This window comes from Pseudomonas sp. ADAK13 (assembly GCF_012935715.1).
In the GTDB taxonomy this organism is placed as follows: domain Bacteria; phylum Pseudomonadota; class Gammaproteobacteria; order Pseudomonadales; family Pseudomonadaceae; genus Aquipseudomonas.
This window is the reverse complement of the sequence record NZ_CP052860.1, coordinates 1,486,314-1,508,277: the sequence shown is the minus strand read 5'-3', so window position 1 is coordinate 1,508,277 and position 21,964 is coordinate 1,486,314. Positions and strand designations below refer to the sequence as shown.

The following is a 21,964-nucleotide window of genomic DNA, read 5'->3' as shown; positions in this document are numbered from 1 at the left end:
GTTTGGTAATAAAGGACCCACAATAAAAGCTGATGAAGACTCCTAAACGCATTGAACCCCTGATCGAGGACGGTCTGGTCGACGAGGTGCTGCGCCCACTCATGAGTGGTAAAGAAGCAGCTGTTTACGTGGTGCGCTGCGGCAACGAGTTACGTTGCGCCAAGGTCTACAAGGAGGCGAACAAACGAAGTTTTCGTCAGGCGTCCGAATACCAGGAAGGCCGCAAGGTCCGTAACAGCCGGCAGGCCCGGGCGATGGCCAAGGGCTCCAAGTTCGGCAAGAAAGAAACCGAAGACGCCTGGCAGAACGCCGAGGTAGCGGCGCTGTTTCGTCTGGCCGGTGCGGGCGTTCGCGTGCCCAAGCCGTACGACTTCCTCGAAGGCGTGCTGCTGATGGAGCTGGTGGCCGATGAATACGGTGATGCTGCGCCACGTTTGAATGACGTGACGCTGGACCCGGACCAGGCCCGCGAATACCACGCCTTCCTGATTACCCAGATCGTGCTGATGTTGTGTACTGGCCTGGTGCACGGTGACCTTTCCGAGTTCAACGTGCTGCTGACGCCGACCGGCCCTGTGATCATCGACCTGCCTCAGGCGGTGGATGCAGCAGGCAACAACCACGCGTTCAGCATGCTGGAGCGGGATGTGGGCAACATGGCTTCCTACTTCGGGCGTTTTGCCCCGGAATTGAAGAAGACCAAGTACGCCAAGGAGATGTGGGCGCTGTACGAAGCCGGCACCCTGCACCCGGCCAGCGTGTTGACTGGCGAGTTCGACGAGCCGGAAGAGCTGGCTGACGTGGGCGGGGTTATTCGCGAGATCGAAGCGGCGCGGCTCGATGAAGAGCGTCGCCAGGCGATTCGCGCGGCAGACGATGCGCCACCGAGCAAAGCCTCGGAGGAGCCTCCACCGCCGCCCTGGATGCAGTGATCCATTAACAAAAAATCCGGCCCAGGCCGGATTTTTTGTGGGCGGGCGGCCGTCAGGCGCAACAGCTGCCCGAGGCCAGTTCCTTGAGGATCGGACAATCCGGCCGGTGGTCACCCTGGCAGTGTTCCACCAGGTCCTGCAACGTATCGCGCAATTGCCCCAACTCGCGGATCTTCTGGTTCAGCTCATCGATGTGCTGGCGGGCCAGCGCCTTGACGTCGGCACTCGCGCGCCCGCGGTCCTGCCACAGCGTCAGCAGCTTGCCGACTTCCTCCAGGGAAAACCCCAGGTCGCGCGAACGCTTGATAAACGCCAGGGTGTGCAGGTCATCGGCGCCATAAATACGGTAGCCGCTGTCGGTGCGATGGGCCGCTTTCAACAAACCGATAGACTCGTAGTAACGAATCATCTTCGCGCTCAGGCCGCTTTGGCGTGCTGCTTGACCGATGTTCATGGACGCTCGTCCTCCAGGTCCTTGGGTTTCCAGGTTTTCAGCAGCAGCGCGTTACTCACCACGCTGACGCTGGACAGGGCCATGGCCGCGCCGGCCATGACGGGGTTAAGCAGGCCGAATGCGGCCAGCGGAATGCCGATCAAGTTATACACAAAGGCCCAGAACAGGTTCTGTCGAATTTTAGCGTAGGTCTTGCGGCTGATTTCCAGCGCGGCAGGCACCAGCCGTGGGTCGCCGCGCATCAGGGTAATGCCCGCCGCGTGCATGGCCACGTCGGTGCCACCGCCCATGGCGATGCCGATATCGGCTGCGGCCAGGGCGGGCGCGTCGTTGATGCCGTCGCCGACCATCGCCACCACGCCGGTCTTTTTCAGCTCGGCGACGGTGGCGGCCTTGTCGGCGGGCAGCACTTCGGCGTGCACGTCGTCGATGCCCAGGGCTTCGGCGACCACGCGGGCGCTGCCTCGGTTGTCGCCGGTCAGCAGGTGGCTGCTGATATGCCGGGCCTTGAGTTGTTGTATCGCTTGCAGGGCGCCCGGTTTGAGGGTGTCGCCAAAGGCAAACAGGCCCAGCACGCGCGGCTGCGGGCCTTGCTCGATCAGCCAGGACAGGGTACGGCCCTCGGCCTCCCACCCGCTGGCCGAGTCGGCGAGGTCGCCGGTGCTCAAGCCGGTTTCGTCCAGCAGGCGATGGTTGCCCAACGCCAACTGCCGACCGTCGAGGGTGCCGGCAATGCCACGCCCGGTCAGGGACTGGCTGGCGCTGACATCGGCCACGTTCAAGCCACGTTCGGCGCAAGCATCCAGCACCGCCTTGGCCAACGGGTGTTCACTGCCGCGTTGCAGTGCGCCGGCCTGTTGCAACAGTGCCGCTTCATTGCCATCGACAGCAACCAGGTGCGCAATTTTTGGTGCGCCGGAGGTCAGGGTGCCGGTCTTGTCGAACACCACGGCGCTGACTTCGTGGGCACGCTCCAGGGCTTCGGCGTCCTTGATCAGAATCCCGTGGCGGGCGGCGACGCCGGTACCGGCCATGATGGCGGTGGGGGTGGCCAGGCCGAGGGCGCAAGGGCAGGCGATCACCAACACGGTGACGGCATTGATCAGCGCGACCTCCAGCGGAGCGCCATACAACCACCAGCCGATCAGCGTGGCCAGGGCCAGCACCAGCACCACCGGCACGAACACCTGGCTGACTTTATCCACCAGTTTCTGGATGGGTGCCTTGGCCGCTTGGGCGTCTTCCACCAGGCGGATGATCCGCGCCAGCACGCTTTCTGCGCCAAGGGCCAGGGTGCGCACCAGCAGTCGGCCTTCGCCGTTGATCGCGCCGCCTGTCACGGCGTCTCCGGGCTGTTTTGGCACCGGCAGGCTTTCACCGCTGATCAGTGCTTCGTCGGCGTGGCTTTGGCCTTCGACCACTTCGCCATCCACCGGGAAGCGTTCGCCGGGTTTGACCAGCACCAGGTCATTGAGCTTGAGGGCGGTGATGGCGACGTCGTGCTCGCGGCCATCGATCACTTGAATCGCCCGCTCCGGGCGCAAGGCTTCCAGGGCGCGGATGGCGCTGGCGGTCTGGCGTTTGGCGCGGCTTTCCAGGTATTTGCCCAGCAGCACCAGGGCGATCACCACCGCTGAGGCTTCGAAGTAAAGATGCGGCATTGTGCCCGCGGTTGCCGTGAGCCACTCATAGATACTCAGGCCGTAACCGGCGCTGGTACCGATGGCCACCAGCAGGTCCATGTTGCCGGCACCGGCGCGCACGGCTTTCCAGGCAGCAATATAGAAGCGCGCACCGAAGATGAATTGCACCGGGGTGGCCAGGGCGAACTGGACCCAGGCCGGCAGCATCCAGTGCAGGCCGAACGGTTGCACCAGCATCGGCAACACCAACGGCGCGGCGAGCAGAATTGCCAGCAGCAGCGACCAACGTTCATGGCTCAACCGTTGTTCCTGGCTGGCTTGGGTGGCGGCTTCGCTTTGGGGCAGGGTGGCGGTGTAGCCGGCCTTGTCGACAGCGGCGATCAGGACGCCGGGGTCCATTTGGCCGAGCACTTCAATATGGGCGCGTTCGTTGGCCAGGTTGACGCTGACGCTTTGCACCCCGGGCACTTTGCCCAGTGCCCGTTCAACCCGCCCGGCGCAGCTGGCGCAGGTCATGCCACTGATGGGCAGGTCGAAGGTGGTGGATCCGTTCATGGGCAGTACTCCAGGAGAGATTGCCCCTAGGATCAACCTTGACCTGTGGGGAAGGTCAAGGCTTCAGATCAATGTTTCAATATTCCAATGCCGCCGGCTTCAGATACATGCCGTCCGGCCCTTGCGCGATACGCAACTTGCGCACGTCGCCGGCCTTCAAGGTGATGTTTTGCGCCGGCGGCGCGAGCATGCCCGGCAAGCAGCCCTGGGATTGCCCCGGCAGCAACTTCAGGCGCAGCGACACATTCCCGGCCGGCAAGTTGAAGGACGTGGCCTGCTCCTGGAACAGCCGCCCGGCCAACTGGTCCTGAATATACAAACCAATCTCGCAGTTGGTCGGCACTTCCAGGCGCTCCCGGGAAATGATCAGCACTGCATAATCTTCATCCGCGCTGGCCGGTGGCACAGCGGCAAACAAGCCCATCAGGCTGACAAGGCCAAAAAACGACCAGCGCATGGCGAATTCTCCGAGGTTCACATCGTGGATAGGTGCAGCTTGGCCGAGGGCGCGAATGAATGCCAGCCCGGCCGATGTTTTCAGAACTTGACCTTGCCATCGTGGCAAGGTCAACACTGCGGGCAACCTCATCAAAGGAGTCATGTCATGCAAGTATTCAGCGTTGAAGGAATGACCTGCGGCCACTGCGTTCGCTCGGTCACCCAGGCGGTGCAGGATAAGGATCCGTCGGCCAGCGTGCGCGTCGACCTCGCGGCAAAGGAAGTTGGCGTGGAAAGCAGCCTGCTATCCCCGGCGGAAGTGATCAACCTGATCAGCGAAGAAGGCTACAGCGTCAAACTCGCCTGACTTTCTGATAGTTAGCGAGCTAACTTAATGTTCAAGGCACCCGAGCCCGGCTAGACTGTTGGGCTGCCGACTCACCTGGGTGCCTGATGAACCTTCGTATAATCCTGATTTTGGGGGCCTTGAGCGCGTTCGCGCCGTTGGCCATCGACTTCTACCTGCCGGGTTTCCCGGCCATGGCCGTGGCATTCGGCACCGACGAAAAACATATTCAGCTGACCTTGGCCGTGTACTTCACGGGCCTGGCGATCGGCCAGTTGATCTATGGGCCGCTGGCGGACCGTTTTGGCCGGCGTGGGCCGCTGCTCAGCGGCGTCACCCTGTTTACCATGGCGTCGTTCGCCTGTGCATACGCGCCTACGCTGGAATGGCTGATCGGCGCGCGCTTCGTCCAGGCCCTGGGCGGTTGTGCGGGCATGGTGATCTCCCGCGCAGTGGTGAGTGACAAATGCGACGCGGTGGGCTCGGCCAAGGTGTTTTCCCAGCTGATGCTGGTCACCGGGCTGGCGCCGATCCTTGCGCCGCTGGCGGGTGGGGTGATGGTCGGTGTGTGGGGCTGGCAGTCGATCTTCATCGCGCTGACGGCGTTCAGTGTGATGGCGGCCCTCGCGGTGGCAGTCGGATTGCCGGAAAGTTTTCCCGCCCATCAACCGCGTCAGCCTCTGTCGGGTGCCCTGCGCCAGTATGGCCGGTTGCTGTCGGACCGGGTGTACCTGGGCTACGCCTTGACCGGTGGCATCTCGATTGCCGGCATGTTTGCCTACATCGCGGGTTCGCCTTTCGTCTTTATCAAACTCTATGGCGTGCCTGCCGAGCATTATGGCTGGGTCTTTGGCTCCAACGCGGCCGGCTTTATCCTGGTTGCACAGGTGAATGCGCGCCTGCTGGCCTCGCGCGGCCCGGCGTTCCTGTTGTCGCGCACGGTGTGGGTGTACCTGGCGGCGGGTCTGTCGTTGCTGGCCATTACAGCTTTGCGCACTGAGGCGTTGTGGCCACTGCTGGTGCCGCTGTTCATCTGCATCGCCAGCCTGGGCTGCATTTTGCCCAACACCTCGGCTTGCGCCATGAGCGGGCAGGGCGCACGGGCGGGCAGCGCATCGGCGTTGCTCGGTTGCATTCAGTTTGGTGTGGCCGCCGGCGCGGCATCGTTGGTCGGGGTGTTGCACGACGGCACGGCGATGCCGATGGCAATGGTCATAAGCTTGTGTGGCGTATTGGCCGTGACGTTCGCGATGCTGACCCGACGCCTGCAGCGCCAACGGGCACTGCAAGCAGCGGAATGAGCAGGTCAGCCAGCAGAACGCTGCTGGCTTTCGGGGAATCGGTGAGGTGCCTGGATACGGGTTTGCAGGGTGTCGGCAAACGCGCGGGCTTCGGCCTCACTGCGGAAGGTGAAGGCGTTCTGGTCGAGACGAACCTGCCATTTGTTGCCGTGGGATTTTGCTAACGCTTTTATCAGGATCTTCATTGCTGACTTCCTCGCGTAAAAGAATCGTGGCAAAGGCGGCCAATATAAACCTGAATGCGTCCACAAATGTGACAAGGATCAAGTCTCTGACTAGCGGTGTCGTCCATTACTCAGGTGAATAACAGACGACACTGACAGAACGTTTGGTTAGAACCCTTCCAGCACGATTTTGCCCTTGGCCTTGCCGCTTTCCAGCAGTTCGTGGGCACGGCGCAGGTTGGCCGCGTTGATCACGCCAAAGTGCTCGCCCACCGTGGTTTTCAGGGTACCGGCGTCGATCAGTTCGGCCACGCGGTTGAGCAGGTTGTGTTGCTCGATCATGTCGGCGGTCTCGAACATCGATCGGGTGTACATGAACTCCCAATGCAGCGACAGGCTCTTGCGCTTGAGTTTGCTCACGTCCAGCGCCTTGGGGTCATCAATCAGCGCCAGTTTGCCCTGGGGAATCAGCGCTTCCACCAGTTGGTCCAGGTGCTGGTCGGTCTGGGTCAGGCTGGCGACGTAGTTCACCTGCGGATGGCCGGCGTTTTTCAGCTCTTCGCTCAAGGGTTTGCTGTGGTCGATCACCAGGTCGGCGCCCAGGTCCTTGGCCCACGCTTGGGTTTCCGGGCGGGAGGCGGTGCCGATAACTTTCAGGCCAGTAAGTTGTTTCGCCAGTTGAGTCAGGATCGATCCCACACCACCGGACGCACCGACGATCAGCAGGCTCTGGCCTTCATCGGCCTTGCCTTCGCGCACTTGCAGGCGTTCGAAGAGTAATTCCCAGGCAGTGATGGCGGTCAGCGGCAGGGCTGCAGCATCGGCGAAACCCAGGGTTTTTGGCATATGGCCGACGATGCGCTCGTCTACGGTGTGCAGTTCGCTGTTGCCGCCGGGGCGCACCAGGGAGCCGGCGTAGAACACCTTGTCACCGACCTTGAACAGGCTCACTTCGCTGCCCACAGCCTTGACCACACCGGCCACGTCCCAGCCCAGGACTTTGGCGGCGCCATTTTCCGGGGCGACGTTCTGGCGCACCTTGGTGTCCACGGGGTTGACCGAGATGGCTTTGACTTCCACCAGCAGGTCACGCGGGCCGGCGACCGGTTCTGGCAGTTCGATGTCTTGCAGGGATTTTGGATCGTTGATGGGCAATGCGGCGTAGTAGGCGATGGCTTTCATGAGGGCTTCCAAAAAGGGGTCGGTTGATCAGGCAAGAAACTTCAGGCGCTTGAGTTCGAAATGCTCGAGTACGTCGGCGGCCTTGGCGCGGAAATTCTGGATATGGGCGCTCTGGTCGTGGTCGGCCAGCGCGGCGTCGTCGCTCCAGCGTTCGAGCATGTAGAAGGTCTCGGGGTGTTGCAGATCCTGGTGCAGGTCGTATTGCTGGCAGCCGGCTTCGACGCGCGTCGGTTCCAGCAGCTCGCGCAGCAGGGTTTCCAGGGTGGCCTGTTGGCCGGGTTTGGCGATCAGCGTGGCGATGACGTTAAAGGCAGCGGACATATTCGACTCCAGACACGTGATGAACGGGATAGACAGATGATTGGCTATTTCTCTCGAAGATAAAACCCGCTAAAAGAGCAGTCTCTTTCAATGTTTTTTTGATAATGGGGCCGGGATGCTGCGTTTCGACGATTTGCAGTTGTTTGTGCGCGCCGCAGACCTGGGCAGCCTCTCGGCTGCAGCGCGGGTCATGGACATGTCGGCGGCGGTGGCCAGCGCGGCGTTGAAGCGCATCGAGCAGCAACTGGGCGCGCGGTTGCTGGCGCGTTCTACCCGCAGCCTGCGCCTGACGGCTGAGGGCGAGGGCTTTCTGGAGTACGCCCGGGCGGCCTTGAGTAGCCTGGATGAAGGCCGGCGGTTATTGGCCAGCGGCCAGGATCAGGTCAGCGGGGTGCTGCAACTGTCGGCGCCGTCGGACTTCGGGCGTAACCAGCTGCTGCCCTGGCTGGATGAATTTCAGCGCGAGTACCCCGAGCTGAGCGTGCGCCTGCTGTTGGGCGACCGGATTGCCGACCTGTTCCGTCAGCCGGTGGATATCGCCCTGCGCTATGGCGAGCCGGAAGACTCCAGCTTGATCGCGCTGCCCATCGCCCCGGACAACTACCGCGTGCTCTGCGCCGCGCCCAGCTACCTGGCGCGACACGGTGAGCCTCGTCATCTGGAGCAACTGACCCAGCACAATTGCCTGCTGTATATGCTCGGCAGTCGGGTGCACGACCATTGGGGTTTCAACGATGGCAAACGCGACGTCAGCCTGACCGTAACCGGCGACCGCTTCAGTGATGACGCCGATGTGGTGCGGCGCTGGGCGGTGGCCGGGGTCGGTATTGCTTATAAGTCCTGGCTGGATGTGAGCAGCGATGTGCTGGCCGGGCGCCTGCGCCTGATCCTGCCGGAATTGCGGGGCGAGCGTACGCCCCTCAACCTGTTGTGCGCCCATCGCGCGCAACTGAGCAAGCCGATCAATCTTCTGCGGGAAATGCTCGTTGCCCGTTGTGCGACATTGACTGCGCAGTTGCCGGAGCGGTCGGCTTCTACACCATAACCCCGGGAATATCGGGAAGTTTCCTTCAGCCTCTGTCGTTGGTTGTGCTGTAAGACGGCACGGAACCCGGCGTTTTCACGCTTATACTTTTGCGCGAACCGCAGCAGACGAATGCTTTAACAGGGAGTGAATGAGCACATGGAACAGGCACCTTGCATCAGTCAGATCGCAACATTATTGGCCGACCCCAAACGTACCGCGATGGTGTGGGCGTTGATGGACGGCTCGGCCAAACCCTCCGATGAATTGGCTCTACTTGCGGGGCTGTCCCCGGCCTCGGCCAATGCCCATTTGACGCGATTGACGGCCGGCGGCCTGCTGCGCGTCGAAGCCCGGAGCGGCAAACGCTTCTTTCGTGTGGCTGCCGCCGATGTGGGAGCCGCCGTGGATGCACTGGCCTGTACCACCATGGCCAGTGTCGCCCGCAATACGCCGACTCATACCCGGCCACTGATCGCGCCTGCCGGGTTGCGGCGGGCGAGGCTTTGCCAGGGGCATTTGGGCGGCGAACTGGCAGCGGGTGTGTATCAACGGATGATGGCGGCCGGCTGGATCGAGCATCAGGAGCAGCGTACGGAAGTGACACCATACGGCTCCCGCAAACTCGCGGCGCTGGGGATTTTCACCCAGGCATTGGTGCAGCCGATCGTGTGTGAGTGTTTTGACTGGAGCGAACAGCAGCCGCACGTGGGCGGTGCGTTGGGGGCCGCGCTGTTGCAACTGTGCATGCAGTCGAGCTGGGTCAGTGTGATCAATGAGTCCCAGGCGTTGCAGGTCAGTGAGGCCGGGCAACTGGAAATTGCCCGGCTTGCCGCATCGGTCGGTAGTTAAGGCTTGACCAACCGCGCATCCAGGCTGTTTTGCGCCAGGCGTTTGGCCTGGTCCTGGCTCATGCCCAGGGAGGTGTACAGCGCATGGAAGTTCTCGGTTACATAACCGCCGAAGTACGCCGGATCATCCGAGTTCACCGTGACCTTCACCCCACGCTCAAGCATGTCGAGGATGTTGTGTTGGGACATGTCGTCGAACACGCACAGCTTGGTGTTGGACAGCGGGCACACCGTCAGCGGGATCTGCTCATCGATGATCCGTTGCATCAGGCGCTCGTCTTCAATGGCGCGTACGCCATGGTCTATACGCTGGATCTTCAGCAGGTCGATGGCTTCCCAGATGTATTCCGGCGGCCCTTCTTCACCGGCGTGGGCGACGGTCAGGAAACCTTCGTGACGGGCACGGTCGAACACGCGCTGGAACTTGCTCGGCGGGTGACCCATTTCCGAACTATCCAGGCCCACGGCCACGAACGCGTCACGGAATGGCAGCGCCTGGTCGAGGGTTTTCTCGGCTTCCTCTTCGCTCAAGTGGCGCAGGAAGCTGAGGATCAAACCGCTGGTGATGCCCAGTTGCTGCTCGCCGTCTTTCAATGCGGCGGCGATGCCATTGAGCACCACTTCGAAGGGCACGCCACGGTCGGTGTGGGTCTGCGGGTCGAAGAACGGTTCGGTGTGGATCACGTTCTGGGCCTTACAGCGCAGCAGGTAGGCCCAAGTCAGGTCGTAGAAATCCTGGGACGTGCGCAGTACATCGGCGCCCTTGTAATAGAGGTCGAGAAACTCTTGCAGGTTGTTGAAGGCGTAGGCCTTGCGCAGGGTTTCGACGTCGTTCCACGGCAGCGCGATCTTATTGCGTTCGGCCAGGGCGAACAGCAGCTCAGGCTCCAGCGAGCCTTCCAGGTGCAGGTGCAATTCAGCCTTGGGCAGGGCGTTGAGCCAATCGTACATTTATAAATTCTCATCAGGTGCAATGGCGGCATTCTACAGGCGCACGCCGAAATAATCGGTAAAACCTGACCAAGCGGTGAGCATCCGCGGGCGTCGTGCAAGCGGTGCGTGAACTAAGGTGTAACGAAACGTTAGCGGCGCGGTGCAGTCTGTACCCCCATCAATGACTGATTTGCTGCACTAAAAGGCCCGGAATGCTCACATCCCTCAAGCAAGAAAAATTCATGCTGCTGGCGCTGATTGCCGCCATCGCCGCCTACCCGCTGGAGCACTGGATGCTGCACAGCGGGCAGATGGTGGCGCTGCTGGGCGGCGTGGCGCTGATCGGCTTTATCGTCGTGGCCTCGATGCGCGTGGCTCACCACGCCGAGCAACTGGCGGAAAAAGTCGGTGATCCCTACGGCACCATGATCCTGACCCTCGCCGCCGTGCTGGTGGAAGTGGTGATTCTGGCGATCATGATGAGCAACGAGCCGTCGCCGACCCTGGTGCGGGACACCATCTATTCGGCGGTGATGCTCGACATCAATGGCATCCTTGGCCTGGCGGCGCTGATGGGTGGGATCAAGCATGGCGAACAGTCCTACAACGACGATTCGGCACGGACCTACAGCGTGATGATCCTTACCGCCATGGGCGTGTCGATGGTGGTGCCGGAGTTTATCCCCGAGGCGGACTGGAAAATTTACTCGGCCTTCACCATCGGTGCGATGGTGGTGCTCTACACCCTGTTCCTGCGGATGCAGGTGGGGCCCCACAGTTATTTCTTCAGCTACAGCTACCCGGAAAAACGCCGCAAGAAACAGCCGGAAGACGAGTCGCCGCCGATCAACCTGGCGTTCTCCATCGGGACCCTGGTGTTTGGCGTGATTGTGATTGGCGCGTTGGCCGAGGTGATGTCCAAGACCCTCGACCTGGGCCTGGAGGGCACGGGCGCTCCACCGGTGATTACGGCGATCATCGTGGCCGCGATTTCCGCCGCCCCGGAGATTTTGACCGCGTTGCGCGCAGCGTTGGCCAACCGCATGCAGTCGGTGGTGAACATCGCGCTGGGGGCGTCGCTGTCGACGGTGATTTTGACCGTGCCGGTGATGGAAGCCATGGCCTTGTACACCGGCCAGCCGTTTCAAATGGCGATGACACCGGTGCAGACCGTGATGGTGTTTATCACGCTGATCGTCAGCGCGATCAACCTCAACGATGGCGAAACCAACGCCATCGAGGGGATGACCCACTTTGTGTTGTTTGCGACGTTTATCATGTTGTCGCTGTTGGGGTTGTAACCGTTCCTGAGTACACCGCTGATCAAATGTGCGAGCTGGCTTGCCTGCGATAGCATCACCTCGGTGCAACTGAAAGACCGAGGTGCCTGCATCGCGGGCAAGCCCGGCTCCCACATTTGATCTGTGCCTGGCTTAGATCCGGTTGATCAATTCCCGCGCTGCCTGGCTGTGATCGGCAATCAAGCCCTTCAGATCCAGGCCCTCGACCTGTCCGTCGATCACCCGCCATTTGCCGCCGACCATCACCCGGTCCGCCCGGTCGGCGCCGCACAGCAGCAGTGCCGAGATCGGGTCGTGGCTGCCGGAGAAGCGCAGCTCATCGAGTTTGAACAGCGCCAGGTCGGCTTGTTTGCCGACGGCCAGTTCGCCGATGTCGCTGCGGCCAAGTAACTGCGCCGAACCCTTTGTAGCCCAACCCAACACCAACTCCGGGGTGATCTTCTCGGCCCCGTAACGCAGGCGCTGGATGTACAACGCCTGGCGCGTTTCCAGGATCATGTTCGACGCATCGTTGGACGCCGAACCGTCCACGCCCAGGCCAATCGGTGCGCCGGCGGCGAGCAGGTCGAGGGTCGGGCATATGCCGGAAGCCAGGCGCATGTTGGAGCTCGGGCAATGGCATATCCCGGTTCCAGCGGCACCAAGGCGTGCGATTTCTTCGGGGTTGAAGTGAATGCCATGGGCCAGCCACGTGCGTGGGCCGAGCCAGCCGACGCTGTCGAGGTAATCCACGGTGCGCAGGCCGAAACGCTGCAGGCAGAAGTCTTCTTCGTCGAGGGTTTCCGCCAGGTGCGTGTGCAGGCGCACGTCGAGGTTATTCGCCAGTTCGGCGCTGGCTTCCATGATTTCCGGGGTGACGGAAAACGGGGAGCAGGGCGCCAGGGCAATCTGGATTTGCGCGCCGTCGCCGCGCTCGTGGTACTGGCGGATCAGGCGGCGGCTGTCTTCCAGAATCACTTCGCCTTGTTGCACGGTTTGCTGCGGTGGCAGCCCGCCATCGGCCTCGCCCAGGCTCATGGAGCCGCGGGTGAGCATGGCGCGCATGCCCAGTTCCCGCACGCTGTCGACTTGCACGTCGATCGCCTGTTCAAGGCCGTCAGGGAACAGGTAGTGGTGGTCTGCCGCGGTGGTGCAGCCCGAGAGCAGTAATTCAGCGAGGGCGACTTTGGAGGCGAGCGCGAGTTTTTCCGGGGTGAGGCGGGCCCACACCGGGTACAGGGTTTTCAACCAGGGAAACAGCGGCTGGTTAACCACCGGAGCCCAGGCGCGGGTCAGGGTTTGGTAGAAGTGATGGTGGGTGTTGATCAGCCCCGGAAGCACCACATGCTCACGGGCATCGAACACTTGTCCACAGGGCACGGCGGGTTCTCGGCCCCAGCCCAGCACTTCGGTGATCACACCGTCTTGCAGCACCAGGCCGCCACGGGCATCGAGGCCATTGGCAGTGAAAATCGCGAGGGGGTTTTTTAACCAGATACGGGTCGCAGGCATTGGCCGGCTCCTCTGAATGATGGGTTCAGGTTTGCCAGCTCAGTGTTGCCCTGTCTGCTGATCCAGGGTCGCCGGGGAGGGCGAGGTGCGCAGTTTACGTGTGGATCGTTATCGACGGCAATCCGCCGATAACGATCCTGGTGTTTTTACCAGGCGATGGTGTCGCCCTTGTAGTCCACAAAGTGATGGCCGCCCTTGCCGGTGTAGGCATTCACCTGGTCGACCAGGCCGCGGACGCTGGTAGGCACGTCGATGTGCGCGTTTTCGCCGCCCATGTCGGTTTTCACCCAGCCCGGGTGCAACGACAGCACGGTCAGTTTTTGATCGCCCAACTGGGTGACAAAACTGTTGGTCATGGAGTTGAGGGCGGCCTTGCTGGCTTTGTACAGGGCCAGGTCCGAGCCGTCGGGGATGGTGACGCTGCCCAGGATCGAACTCATGAAGGCCAGCACGCCGGTGTCCGGGCGGATCTGCCCGACAAAACGCTGGGCCAGGTTGATCGGCGCCACGGCGTTGGTGAAAAACAGTTGGCCGACTTCAGCCAGGGTGGCATGGCCCGGCTCCTGATTGGCGGGACCTTTGACCCCGGCGTTGACGAACAGCAGGTCGAAGGTTGTCTCCTTGAGACGCTGGCTCAGGGCGATCACGGCCTGTTGATCATCCATGTCGAGCTTTTCGATCTGCACCGGGCCCAGGGCCTTCAACGCATCGGCCTTTTGCGGGTCGCGCACGGTAGCGGTCACCTCCCAGCCGTCCGCCAGCAGTTGCTTGACCAGGCCAAGGCCGAGGCCCCGGGAGGCGCCGATAATCAGTGCGGTTTTTGACGTAGACATGAATGGCTTCCTTTGACGGTGGAGGTTCACGGGGTCAGTGGGCAACGTTGCCCGAGTCGTTGTTGCAACTCCTGGCGCAGTTGTTCGAGTTCAGTGATGCGGGTTTCGATCAGGTTGAGCTTGTCTTGCAGCAGTTGGGTGACGGCGCTGTCGGGGTCTGGAGCTTGCCACAAGGCGCCGACACTGTTGCCAATTTCACTGAGGCTGAAGCCCAGGCGCTGGGCGGTCTTGATGTACAGCACCAACTGCAGCATGTCGGCGGGGTAGTCGCGGTAACCGTTGGCGCTGCGTTGCGCGGCAATCAACCCGCGCTGCTCGTAGAAGCGCAGGGTGTCGCGGCTGACCTGGCTGGCCTGGGCTAATTCGCCGATACGCATGTAGAGAGCTCTGGAGGGCTTGACCCTTGAGCATACTCCAGGCTTTAGCCTGCTGGCTTCTTGAATTGAAGGAACTTGCTGCTATGTGGACTGCACATCAATACCGCCGACTGGTCCGGGCCAGCGGCTGGTATGACCTGATCGTCACCGCCGCGCTGGTCACACCCTGGACGTTTGACCTGCTGCATAACGCCCTGGTGGCGCTGAACCTGCCCGGCGAGCTGCCGCCGTTCGCGCCTGTGCATAGGTTGATGGCCAACCTGATGGGCTCGATTGTCTGCGTGTGGTCGGTGCTGCGAATCCGCGATCCCCAGGCGATTTTTGGTCGCTATGACGCAGCTGGCCGCGTGCTGTTTGCGACCTGGCAGATTTACGCGCTCGCCCACGGTGCCAGTACGGTGTTGGTGGTCGTCGTGGTGTTTGAAGTGCTGTGGGCGATAGCGCAATTAATACCGGTGCGTCGGGCTGTGAATTGATTGAAAAATGATCAGTTGTGCCGGGGCGTTGTGGGCTCTGCCGCCGGGTCACTCTTGCACGGGTTATCCACAGGTTGCTCCACAGGAATTGTGCGCAAGCGTGATCGGTGGGTATAAGCGCTGCGGCCCTTTGTTCTAAAGGACATAACCCGGCTAACTGACTGTTTTTGAGCCGGATTAATACTTTAGTGTGGTGGGCTGAGCAAAAACTGAACAACCGCCTGAAACCCTTGTGACAGAAGGGTTACAGGGGGGTGTGCCCAGGTTATCCACAGGCAGGTGCACAGTAGATGTGGGCAGTTTCAGCGCTGCAGCAGAATGCGTCCGCGGCTCAGGCCGGCGAGTTGGGTTTGCAACGTGTCGATGTGTGCTTCGCCGAGGGCCAATTGCAGGTCGACGCCATTGGCGGTGAAGATTTCTTCTGTCACCAGCCCGCCCAACTCGGCCACCCGTAACTTCACCAGCGGCAGCTCGGCAAAACCACAGGAACAACTCAGCGGCACGCGTTTGATCAGTTCGACGCGCTCGGCTGCTTGCAGGCATTTGTTGGCGCCGCCGCCATAGGCGCGGGCTAGGCCGCCGGTACCCAGTTGAATGCCACCGTACCAGCGGATCACCAACACCACGACCTGGTCGCAATCCTGCGCTTCGATCGCGGCCAGGATCGGTCGCCCGGCCGTGCCGCCGGGTTCGCCATCATCGTTGCTGCGGTATTGATCGCCGAGTTTCCAGGCCCAGCAGTTGTGCGTGGCGTTCAGGTCGCTGTGCTGGTCGATGAAGGCCTGGGCGTCCTGTGGGCTGGCGATGGGGGCGGCGAGGGTAATGAAGCGGCTTTTGCGAATTTCTTCGCGAAATTCGCAAAAGCCGGTAAGCGTGAAAGGCATGGGTAACTTCGTTTAGAGGGCGGGCTTGATGCCACAGCCTTTGAGAATGATGTGGATAAGGTTGGTGCCTGCGTCTTCCATGTCTTGCTTGGTCAGCTTGGTGCGCCCGGTCACGCGGCAGATTTGCGTGGCAAAGTCGGCGTAATGCTGGGTGCTGCCCCACAGCAGGAAGATCAGGTGTACCGGGTCGACGGGGTCCATCTTGCCGGCGTCGATCCAGGCCTGGAACACCGCCGCCCGGCCGCTGAACCAGGCGCGGTAGTCCTGGCTGAAATATTCGGTCAGGCATTCACCGCCGCTGATGATCTCCATCGCGAAGATTCGCGAGGCCTGTGGCTGGCGCCGCGAGAATTCCATCTTGGTGCGGATGTAGCGGGTCAGGGCGGCGGCCGGGTCATCCTCGGCGGTCAGCGTGTTGAACGTGCTGTCCCACAATTCGAGGATGTTGCTGAGCACGGCAATGTACAGCCCCAGCTTGTTGGTGAAGTAGTAGTGCAAGTTGGCTTTCGGCAACCCGGCACTCGCCGCGATGGTGTTCATGCTGGTGCCTTTGTAGCCATGACGGGCGAACTCGTCTTCGGCGGCCTGCAAAATCGCTTGTTCGTTCTTTTGGCGAATGCGGCTTGCAGGTTTTCCGGCGTGGTTGCTGTGGGCAGGAACTTCGAGGCTCATGGAGGTTTCCGTGCAGATCGATGAAGACGACGTGTGCACAGATAACCCACCCTCAAGCCCCAGACAAGTCCCGATACGATAAAACCGTCAAAGCGGTTCCAGAGTGTCGCTTTCCAATGCCCGGTTTGCGGCATCCGCAGTGGCCTTGGGTTCAGGCAGCAACAGGCACAACACAATGGCGGTCAGGCCGCCGCTGGTGATGGCTGAGTCGAACAGGTTCTGCACCAGGGTGGGCATCAGGTGCAGCAGGTTTGGCTGGGCGGCGATCCCCAGGCCGACGCCGAACGATGTGGCGATGATCAGCATGCTGCGTCGATCCAGCGGTGCCTGCGCGAGGATGCGCACGCCGGCGGCGGCCACGCTGCCGAACATCACCAGGGTCGCGCCGCCCAGCACTGGCTTGGGAATTTGTTGCAGCACCGCGCCAATCAGTGGAAACATTCCGAGACAAAACAGCACCACGCCGATGTACAGGCCGACGTAACGGCTGGCGACTCCGGTCAGTTGTATCACACCGTTGTTCTGGGCGAACGTCGTGTTGGGAAAGGCACTGAAGGTGGCGGCGATCATGCAACTGATGCCATCCCCCAGCACGCCACCCTTGAGCCGGCTTATATAGGAAGGACCGCTGATGGGCTGGCGGGCGATCATGCAGTTGGCGGTGAGGTCGCCGACGGTTTCGATGGTGCTGATCAGATAAATCAGCGCCACCGGCAGGAAAGCGCTCCAGTCGAAGTTGAAACCAAAGTGGAACGGTGTAGGCAGGCTGATCAATGGCAAGTCAGGCAGGGCTTGTGGGACGAGTTTGCCGCTGAGCCAGGCGGCGAGGCTGCCTAGCGCCAGGCCGATGATGATCGCGCTGAGGCGAACCCACGGCGTGTTCGAGCGGTTGAGCAGGATGATCGTCAACACCACGAACAGGCCGAGCGCCAGATTGGTCGGGGCGCCGAAGTCCGGCGCGTTGAAGCCGCCGCCCAAGTCAGTGATGCCGACTTTGATCAGGCTGATGCCGATCAGGGTGATGACAATCCCCGTGACCAGTGGCGTGATCACTCTTCTGAGTTGGCCGATAAAGCGGCTCAATATCACCTGCACTGCAGCGCCGAAGAAGCAAATGCCGAAAATCATCGCCAGGATGTCTTCCGGGCTGCCGCCCCGTTGCTTGACCAGAAACCCCGCCGACAACACCGCGCCGAGAAACGCGAAGCTGGTGCCTTGCAGGCAGATCATCCCGGCGCCAATCCCGAACGGCCTACGCGCCTGGATGAAGGTGCCTACACCGGAAACCATCAATGCCATGCTGATCAGGTAGGGCAGGTGGGCGGTCAGGCCCAGGGTGGAGCCGATGATCAGCGGCGGGGTGATGATGCCGACAAAGGCAGCCAACACATGCTGCAATGCAGCAAGCAAGGCGGGCAGTGGTTTGGGGCGGTCGTTGAGGCCGTAGATCAGGTCGCTGGGGCTGGAGGATTCTGGCGGCATGGCGTGGTAACTCATGGCTGACGGTTCTAGGTCACCATGCCTTGCAAAAAGCTGTCCAGTTGCTCAGGTTTTTATGTGAGGCCCGTGCTAGCGCGTTGCGGCCAAGCTTTCGAGGAAGCTTTCCAGCACCAAATGAGGGCGACGGCCCTTGCGCGTGACCGAAGCGAGGCTCAAATCGTAAAAACGCGTGGCCGGTTTCAGCGCGCGCAGTCGGCCTTGTTGTACCCAAAGGCTGGCGTAGTGATCGGGCAGGTAGCCGATGTAGCGGCCTGTCAGGATCAGGAAGGCCATGCCCTCGCGGTCCGAGGCGCTGGCGGTGCAATTGAGTGCCTGGTAGTGAGCCTGGATATCGGCCGGCAAGCGGAAGGTCGGGGCGATGGCGTCCTGGCTGTTGATGCGCTCATCGTCCAGTTGCTTGTCGTCGGCATAAAACAGCGGGTGGCCGACCGCGCAGTAAAGCAGCGAGCGTTCGCTGTACAGCGGCTGGTATTCGAGGCCCGACAAGGCGCTTGCCTGGGGGACTACGCCGACATGCAGGCGGCCATCGAGCACGCCTTGTTCCACTTCATTGGGGGCGATCATGCGGATCTGGATTTGCACGTCTGGCCCCCGCTCCTTCAACTGCGCCAAGGCGTGGGTAATGCGCATGTGGGGCAGGGTGACCAGGTTGTCGGTCAGGCCGATGATCAGTTCGCCGCGCAAATGCTGGTGCAATCCGTTGACCTCAGTGCGAAAACTTTCCAGTGCGCTGAGTAACTGAAGCGCTGACTGATACACCTCGCGTCCTTCCTCGGTCAGGGAAAAACCCGCACGCCCACGCTGGCACAGGCGTAGGCCAAGGCGCTGCTCCAAGTCACTCATCTGCTGGCTGATGGCCGAGCGTCCAATCCCCAGTACGGTTTCCGCCGCCGAGAAGCCACCGCACTCCACCACGCTGCGAAAGATGCGCAACAAGCGGATATCGAAGTCGCTGACTTGGGCCAGTGGGTCGGGTCGACGGCTGCTCATAGTTTAGTGAAGGCCTGACTGAAGGTTAGAAGAGTTGAATTTCACCGACTTTATCCCCGTGGCAATTTAGCTGCAACAACGCTTTTCAAATCCCTACGCTGCCTTTTGCCTTGCGAGGTTTTGCTCATGAACATGCCCGAAAACGCTCCGTCCACCCTGGCCAGCCAATTGAAGCTGGACGCCCACTGGATGCCGTACACCGCCAACCGTAACTTCCATCGTGACCCGCGCCTGATCGTGGCGGCCGAAGGCAGCTGGTTGACCGATGACAAGGGGCGCAAGGTGTACGACTCGCTGTCGGGGCTGTGGACCTGCGGCGCCGGGCATACCCGCAAGGAAATCCAGGAAGCGGTCGCCAAGCAACTGGGCACATTGGACTACTCGCCGGGCTTCCAATACGGTCATCCTTTGTCGTTCCAGCTGGCAGAAAAGATTACCGACCTGACCCCGGGCAACCTGAACCATGTGTTCTTCACCGACTCCGGCTCCGAGTGCGCCGACACTGCGGTGAAGATGGTGCGTGCGTACTGGCGCCTGAAGGGCCAGGCGACCAAGACCAAGATGATTGGCCGTGCCCGTGGTTATCACGGTGTGAACATCGCCGGTACCAGTCTGGGCGGCGTTAACGGTAACCGTAAGATCTTTGGCCAGGGCCTGATGGATGTTGACCATCTGCCTCACACCTTGCTGGCGAGCAATGCGTTTTCCCGTGGCATGCCGGAGCTGGGCGGTATTGCCCTGGCGGATGAGTTGCTCAAGCTGATTGAGTTGCACGATGCGTCGAACATCGCTGCGGTGTTTGTTGAGCCGATGGCGGGTTCCGCTGGCGTGTTGGTGCCGCCGCAGGGTTACCTGAAGCGTCTGCGTGAGATCTGCGATCAACACAACATCCTGTTGGTGTTCGACGAAGTGATCACCGGCTTCGGTCGTACCGGTTCGATGTTTGGCGCCGACAGCTTTGGCGTGACTCCGGACCTGATGTGCATCGCCAAGCAAGTCACCAACGGCGCGATCCCGATGGGCGCGGTGATTGCCAGCACCGAGATTTATCAGACATTCATGAACCAGGCGACGCCAGAGTACGCGGTGGAATTCCCACACGGTTACACCTACTCGGCTCACCCGGTGGCTTGCGCGGCTGGCCTGGCGGCACTCGACCTGCTGCAGAAGGAAAACCTCGTGCAGAGCGTGGCCGAAGTCGCACCGCATTTCGAGAATGCGTTGCACGGCCTGAAGGGCAGCAAGAACGTGATCGATATTCGTAACTATGGCCTGGCCGGTGCGATCCAGATTGCGCCGCGTGATGGTGATGCGATCGTGCGTCCGTTCGAAGCGGGCATGGCACTGTGGAAAGCCGGCTTCTATGTGCGCTTTGGCGGCGACACCCTGCAATTCGGGCCAACCTTCAATAGCAAGCCGCAGGACCTGGATCGCTTGTTCGATGCGGTCGGCGAAGTGCTGAACAAGATCGACTGATTTCTCCTTCTATATAGAACAACTTTTCAGGAGCCCTGCATGAGCCTCATCCAGCATTTGATCAACGGCCAACTGGTGACCGAGAACGGTCGCACGGCTGACGTGTACAACCCGTCGACTGGCCAGGTGATTCACCAGGTGCCGTTGGCCAGCCGTGAAACCATTCAAACTGCCATCGACTCGGCCAAGGCAGCCTTCCCGGCGTGGCGCAACACGCCGCCGGCCAAGCGTGCCCAGGTGATGTTTCGTTTCAAGCAATTGCTGGAACAGAACGAAGCGCGCATCTCCCAGCTGATCAGCGAAGAGCACGGCAAGACGCTGGAAGATGCGGCCGGTGAGTTGAAGCGCGGGATCGAGAACGTGGAGTACGCGTGCTCGGCACCGGAAATCCTCAAGGGCGAGTACAGCCGTAACGTCGGCCCGAACATCGACGCCTGGTCTGATTTCCAGCCGCTGGGTGTGGTGGCCGGCATTACGCCGTTCAACTTCCCGGCCATGGTGCCGTTGTGGATGTACCCGCTGGCGATCGTCTGCGGCAACTGCTTCATCCTCAAGCCGTCGGAGCGTGATCCAAGCTCGACATTGCTGATTGCACAACTGTTGCAGGAAGCTGGCTTGCCTAAAGGCGTGCTGAGCGTGGTGCACGGCGACAAAGGCGCCGTGGATGCACTGATCGAAGCGCCGGAAGTCAAAGCGTTGAGCTTCGTGGGCTCGACGCCGATTGCCGAGTACATCTATTCCGAAGCCACCAAACGCGGCAAGCGCGTACAGGCGCTGGGCGGGGCGAAGAACCATGCGGTGCTGATGCCGGATGCGGATCTGGACAACGCGGTCAGTGCCTTGATGGGCGCGGCGTATGGTTCGTGTGGTGAGCGTTGCATGGCGATCTCTGTTGCCGTGTGTGTCGGCGACCAGGTGGCGGATGCGTTGATCGCCAAGCTGGTGCCGCAGGTCAAGGCGCTGAAGATTGGTGCGGGCACTTCCTGCGGGTTGGACATGGGGCCGCTGGTGACTGGGCAGGCGCGGGATAAAGTCAGTGGCTATATAGAAGAGGGTGTGGCTTCGGGCGCTGAGCTGGTGGTCGACGGTCGTGGCCTGAGTATTGCCGGTCACGAAGAAGGTTTCTTCCTGGGGGGCAGTCTGTTCGATCGTGTGACGCCGGAGATGCGCATCTATAAAGAAGAGATCTTTGGGCCGGTGCTATGTGTGGTGCGGGTGAACAGCCTGGAAGCCGCCATGCAACTGATCAATGATCACGAATACGGCAACGGTACTTGCATCTTCACCCGTGACGGTGAAGCGGCGCGGTTGTTCTGTGACGAGATTGAAGTGGGCATGGTGGGTGTCAACGTGCCGCTGCCGGTGCCGGTGGCGTATCACAGCTTTGGTGGCTGGAAGCGTTCGCTGTTTGGCGACTTGCACGCTTATGGGCCGGATGGGGTGCGTTTCTACACCCGTCGCAAGGCGATTACCCAGCGTTGGCCGCAACGGGCCAGCCATGAAGCGTCGCAGTTTGCCTTTCCCAGCTTGTAAGTTAGCGCAATAGAAGGCCGGCCCCTTGGGGCCGGCCTTTGCTTTTCCGGGCTTTTTTGACCGATATGACAGTATTGTGAAAAAAGGTGTTGACGGCAGATTCTGGAAGTCTATAATTCGCCCCACTTCCGGCGCAGTCGAAACGGAAAACTCCTTGGTAAACAAAGAGTTATGTAGGTTTCGACAGCGAGCTACTTCAGATCATCGAAGCCTGGAAGGAGTTGATAGAGCGGTGTAGTTTGGCTCTGTTAACGGTTCGATCTTCTCGGTCGAAAGCGGAGAAAAAG

General features: G+C 61.2%; 23 protein-coding genes. 9 read left to right on the top strand and 14 right to left on the bottom strand.

What is annotated here, in order from left to right; all coding sequences use genetic code 11:
* Positions 1 to 32 precede the first annotated feature (32 nt).
* Complete coding sequence (locus HKK54_RS07205; RefSeq protein WP_010174098.1) at positions 33 to 932, top strand: PA4780 family RIO1-like protein kinase; 900 nt, start codon at positions 33 to 35, stop codon at positions 930 to 932.
* A gap of 52 nt (positions 933 to 984) precedes the next feature.
* On the opposite strand, the gene cueR is transcribed toward HKK54_RS07205, so the two are convergent.
* From cueR to HKK54_RS07190, 3 genes are all read right to left on the bottom strand, one after another.
* Entirely contained in the window at positions 985 to 1,386 is a 402-nt protein-coding gene (gene cueR / locus HKK54_RS07200) for a Cu(I)-responsive transcriptional regulator (RefSeq protein WP_076017943.1), read from the bottom strand.
* Positions 1,383 to 3,584 carry a heavy metal translocating P-type ATPase gene (locus HKK54_RS07195; RefSeq protein ID WP_169386448.1) on the bottom strand — a complete coding sequence of 734 codons (2,202 nt, stop codon included), beginning with the start codon at positions 3,582 to 3,584 and terminating at the stop codon, positions 1,383 to 1,385. Before HKK54_RS07195 ends, cueR begins: the two co-directional genes overlap by 4 nt.
* Before the next feature lie 76 nt (positions 3,585 to 3,660).
* Positions 3,661 to 4,041, bottom strand: a complete 381-nt coding sequence (locus tag HKK54_RS07190) for a hypothetical protein (RefSeq protein WP_003211148.1) — start codon at positions 4,039 to 4,041, stop codon at positions 3,661 to 3,663.
* A gap of 147 nt (positions 4,042 to 4,188) precedes the next feature.
* Here HKK54_RS07190 and HKK54_RS07185 point away from each other — a divergent pair, with 147 nt between their 5' ends.
* Positions 4,189 to 4,389, top strand: a complete 201-nt coding sequence (locus tag HKK54_RS07185) for a heavy-metal-associated domain-containing protein (protein ID WP_010174103.1) — start codon at positions 4,189 to 4,191, stop codon at positions 4,387 to 4,389.
* 86 nt (positions 4,390 to 4,475) lie between these two features.
* A complete protein-coding gene (locus tag HKK54_RS07180; RefSeq protein WP_169386447.1) occupies positions 4,476 to 5,669 on the top strand; it encodes a multidrug effflux MFS transporter in 1,194 nt (397 codons plus the stop codon).
* A gap of 5 nt (positions 5,670 to 5,674) precedes the next feature.
* Here HKK54_RS07180 and HKK54_RS07175 read toward each other — a convergent pair whose 3' ends face one another.
* The 3 genes from HKK54_RS07175 to HKK54_RS07165 form a co-directional block, all read right to left on the bottom strand.
* Entirely contained in the window at positions 5,675 to 5,854 is a 180-nt protein-coding gene (locus HKK54_RS07175) for a hypothetical protein (protein WP_010174105.1), read from the bottom strand.
* 147 nt (positions 5,855 to 6,001) lie between these two features.
* Positions 6,002 to 7,015 carry a zinc-binding alcohol dehydrogenase family protein gene (locus tag HKK54_RS07170; RefSeq protein WP_169386446.1) on the bottom strand — a complete coding sequence of 338 codons (1,014 nt, stop codon included), beginning with the start codon at positions 7,013 to 7,015 and terminating at the stop codon, positions 6,002 to 6,004.
* A gap of 27 nt (positions 7,016 to 7,042) precedes the next feature.
* Positions 7,043 to 7,336 carry a putative quinol monooxygenase gene (locus HKK54_RS07165; RefSeq protein WP_010174107.1) on the bottom strand — a complete coding sequence of 98 codons (294 nt, stop codon included), beginning with the start codon at positions 7,334 to 7,336 and terminating at the stop codon, positions 7,043 to 7,045.
* Between the two features lie 115 nt (positions 7,337 to 7,451).
* On the opposite strand from HKK54_RS07165, the gene HKK54_RS07160 reads away from it, so the two are divergent.
* Complete coding sequence (locus tag HKK54_RS07160) at positions 7,452 to 8,381, top strand: LysR family transcriptional regulator (RefSeq protein WP_010174108.1); 930 nt, start codon at positions 7,452 to 7,454, stop codon at positions 8,379 to 8,381.
* Between the two features lie 138 nt (positions 8,382 to 8,519).
* Complete coding sequence (locus HKK54_RS07155) at positions 8,520 to 9,212, top strand: ArsR/SmtB family transcription factor (RefSeq protein ID WP_169386445.1); 693 nt, start codon at positions 8,520 to 8,522, stop codon at positions 9,210 to 9,212.
* Here the strand turns inward: HKK54_RS07155 and HKK54_RS07150 are convergent.
* A complete protein-coding gene (locus HKK54_RS07150; RefSeq protein WP_169386444.1) occupies positions 9,209 to 10,162 on the bottom strand; it encodes an adenosine deaminase in 954 nt (317 codons plus the stop codon). The two genes, HKK54_RS07155 and HKK54_RS07150, sit on opposite strands and share 4 nt — an antisense overlap.
* A 194-nt stretch (positions 10,163 to 10,356) precedes the next feature.
* On the opposite strand from HKK54_RS07150, the gene HKK54_RS07145 reads away from it, so the two are divergent.
* Complete coding sequence (locus tag HKK54_RS07145; RefSeq protein WP_169386443.1) at positions 10,357 to 11,445, top strand: calcium:proton antiporter; 1,089 nt, start codon at positions 10,357 to 10,359, stop codon at positions 11,443 to 11,445.
* A 132-nt stretch (positions 11,446 to 11,577) separates the two neighbouring features.
* Here the strand turns inward: HKK54_RS07145 and HKK54_RS07140 are convergent, their stop codons facing one another.
* From HKK54_RS07140 to HKK54_RS07130, 3 genes are all read right to left on the bottom strand, one after another.
* The gene (locus HKK54_RS07140; protein WP_010174117.1) at positions 11,578 to 12,936 is read right to left on the bottom strand and encodes an 8-oxoguanine deaminase; all 1,359 of its coding nucleotides are present in this window, start codon (positions 12,934 to 12,936) and stop codon (positions 11,578 to 11,580) included.
* A gap of 146 nt (positions 12,937 to 13,082) precedes the next feature.
* Complete coding sequence (locus HKK54_RS07135) at positions 13,083 to 13,769, bottom strand: SDR family oxidoreductase (RefSeq protein ID WP_010174119.1); 687 nt, start codon at positions 13,767 to 13,769, stop codon at positions 13,083 to 13,085.
* 26 nt (positions 13,770 to 13,795) lie between these two features.
* Entirely contained in the window at positions 13,796 to 14,146 is a 351-nt protein-coding gene (locus tag HKK54_RS07130; protein WP_010174121.1) for a MerR family transcriptional regulator, read from the bottom strand.
* Between the two features lie 83 nt (positions 14,147 to 14,229).
* Here HKK54_RS07130 and HKK54_RS07125 point away from each other — a divergent pair, with 83 nt between their 5' ends.
* Positions 14,230 to 14,622, top strand: coding sequence for a hypothetical protein (locus HKK54_RS07125; RefSeq protein ID WP_169386442.1), 393 nt, complete (start codon positions 14,230 to 14,232; stop codon positions 14,620 to 14,622).
* Between the two features lie 302 nt (positions 14,623 to 14,924).
* On the opposite strand, the gene HKK54_RS07120 is transcribed toward HKK54_RS07125, so the two are convergent.
* The 4 genes from HKK54_RS07120 to HKK54_RS07105 all read right to left on the bottom strand — a co-directional run bounded on the left by HKK54_RS07120 (position 14,925) and on the right by HKK54_RS07105 (position 18,668).
* Positions 14,925 to 15,506 (bottom strand): IMPACT family protein, encoded by a 582-nt coding sequence (locus HKK54_RS07120; RefSeq protein ID WP_169386441.1) that lies wholly within the window; start codon positions 15,504 to 15,506, stop codon positions 14,925 to 14,927.
* A gap of 12 nt (positions 15,507 to 15,518) precedes the next feature.
* Positions 15,519 to 16,178: a TetR/AcrR family transcriptional regulator gene (locus HKK54_RS07115; RefSeq protein ID WP_010174127.1), complete on the bottom strand. Its 660-nt coding sequence runs from the start codon at positions 16,176 to 16,178 to the stop codon at positions 15,519 to 15,521.
* 87 nt (positions 16,179 to 16,265) lie between these two features.
* Entirely contained in the window at positions 16,266 to 17,660 is a 1,395-nt protein-coding gene (locus HKK54_RS07110; protein ID WP_010174129.1) for a uracil-xanthine permease family protein, read from the bottom strand.
* A gap of 87 nt (positions 17,661 to 17,747) precedes the next feature.
* Positions 17,748 to 18,668, bottom strand: a complete 921-nt coding sequence (locus HKK54_RS07105) for a LysR family transcriptional regulator (protein ID WP_010174131.1) — start codon at positions 18,666 to 18,668, stop codon at positions 17,748 to 17,750.
* Between the two features lie 126 nt (positions 18,669 to 18,794).
* Between HKK54_RS07105 and HKK54_RS07100 the strand changes: the two genes are divergently transcribed.
* Complete coding sequence (locus tag HKK54_RS07100) at positions 18,795 to 20,144, top strand: aspartate aminotransferase family protein (protein ID WP_010174133.1); 1,350 nt, start codon at positions 18,795 to 18,797, stop codon at positions 20,142 to 20,144.
* A gap of 39 nt (positions 20,145 to 20,183) precedes the next feature.
* A complete protein-coding gene (locus tag HKK54_RS07095; RefSeq protein WP_010174134.1) occupies positions 20,184 to 21,677 on the top strand; it encodes a CoA-acylating methylmalonate-semialdehyde dehydrogenase in 1,494 nt (497 codons plus the stop codon).
* Positions 21,678 to 21,964 lie beyond the last annotated feature (287 nt).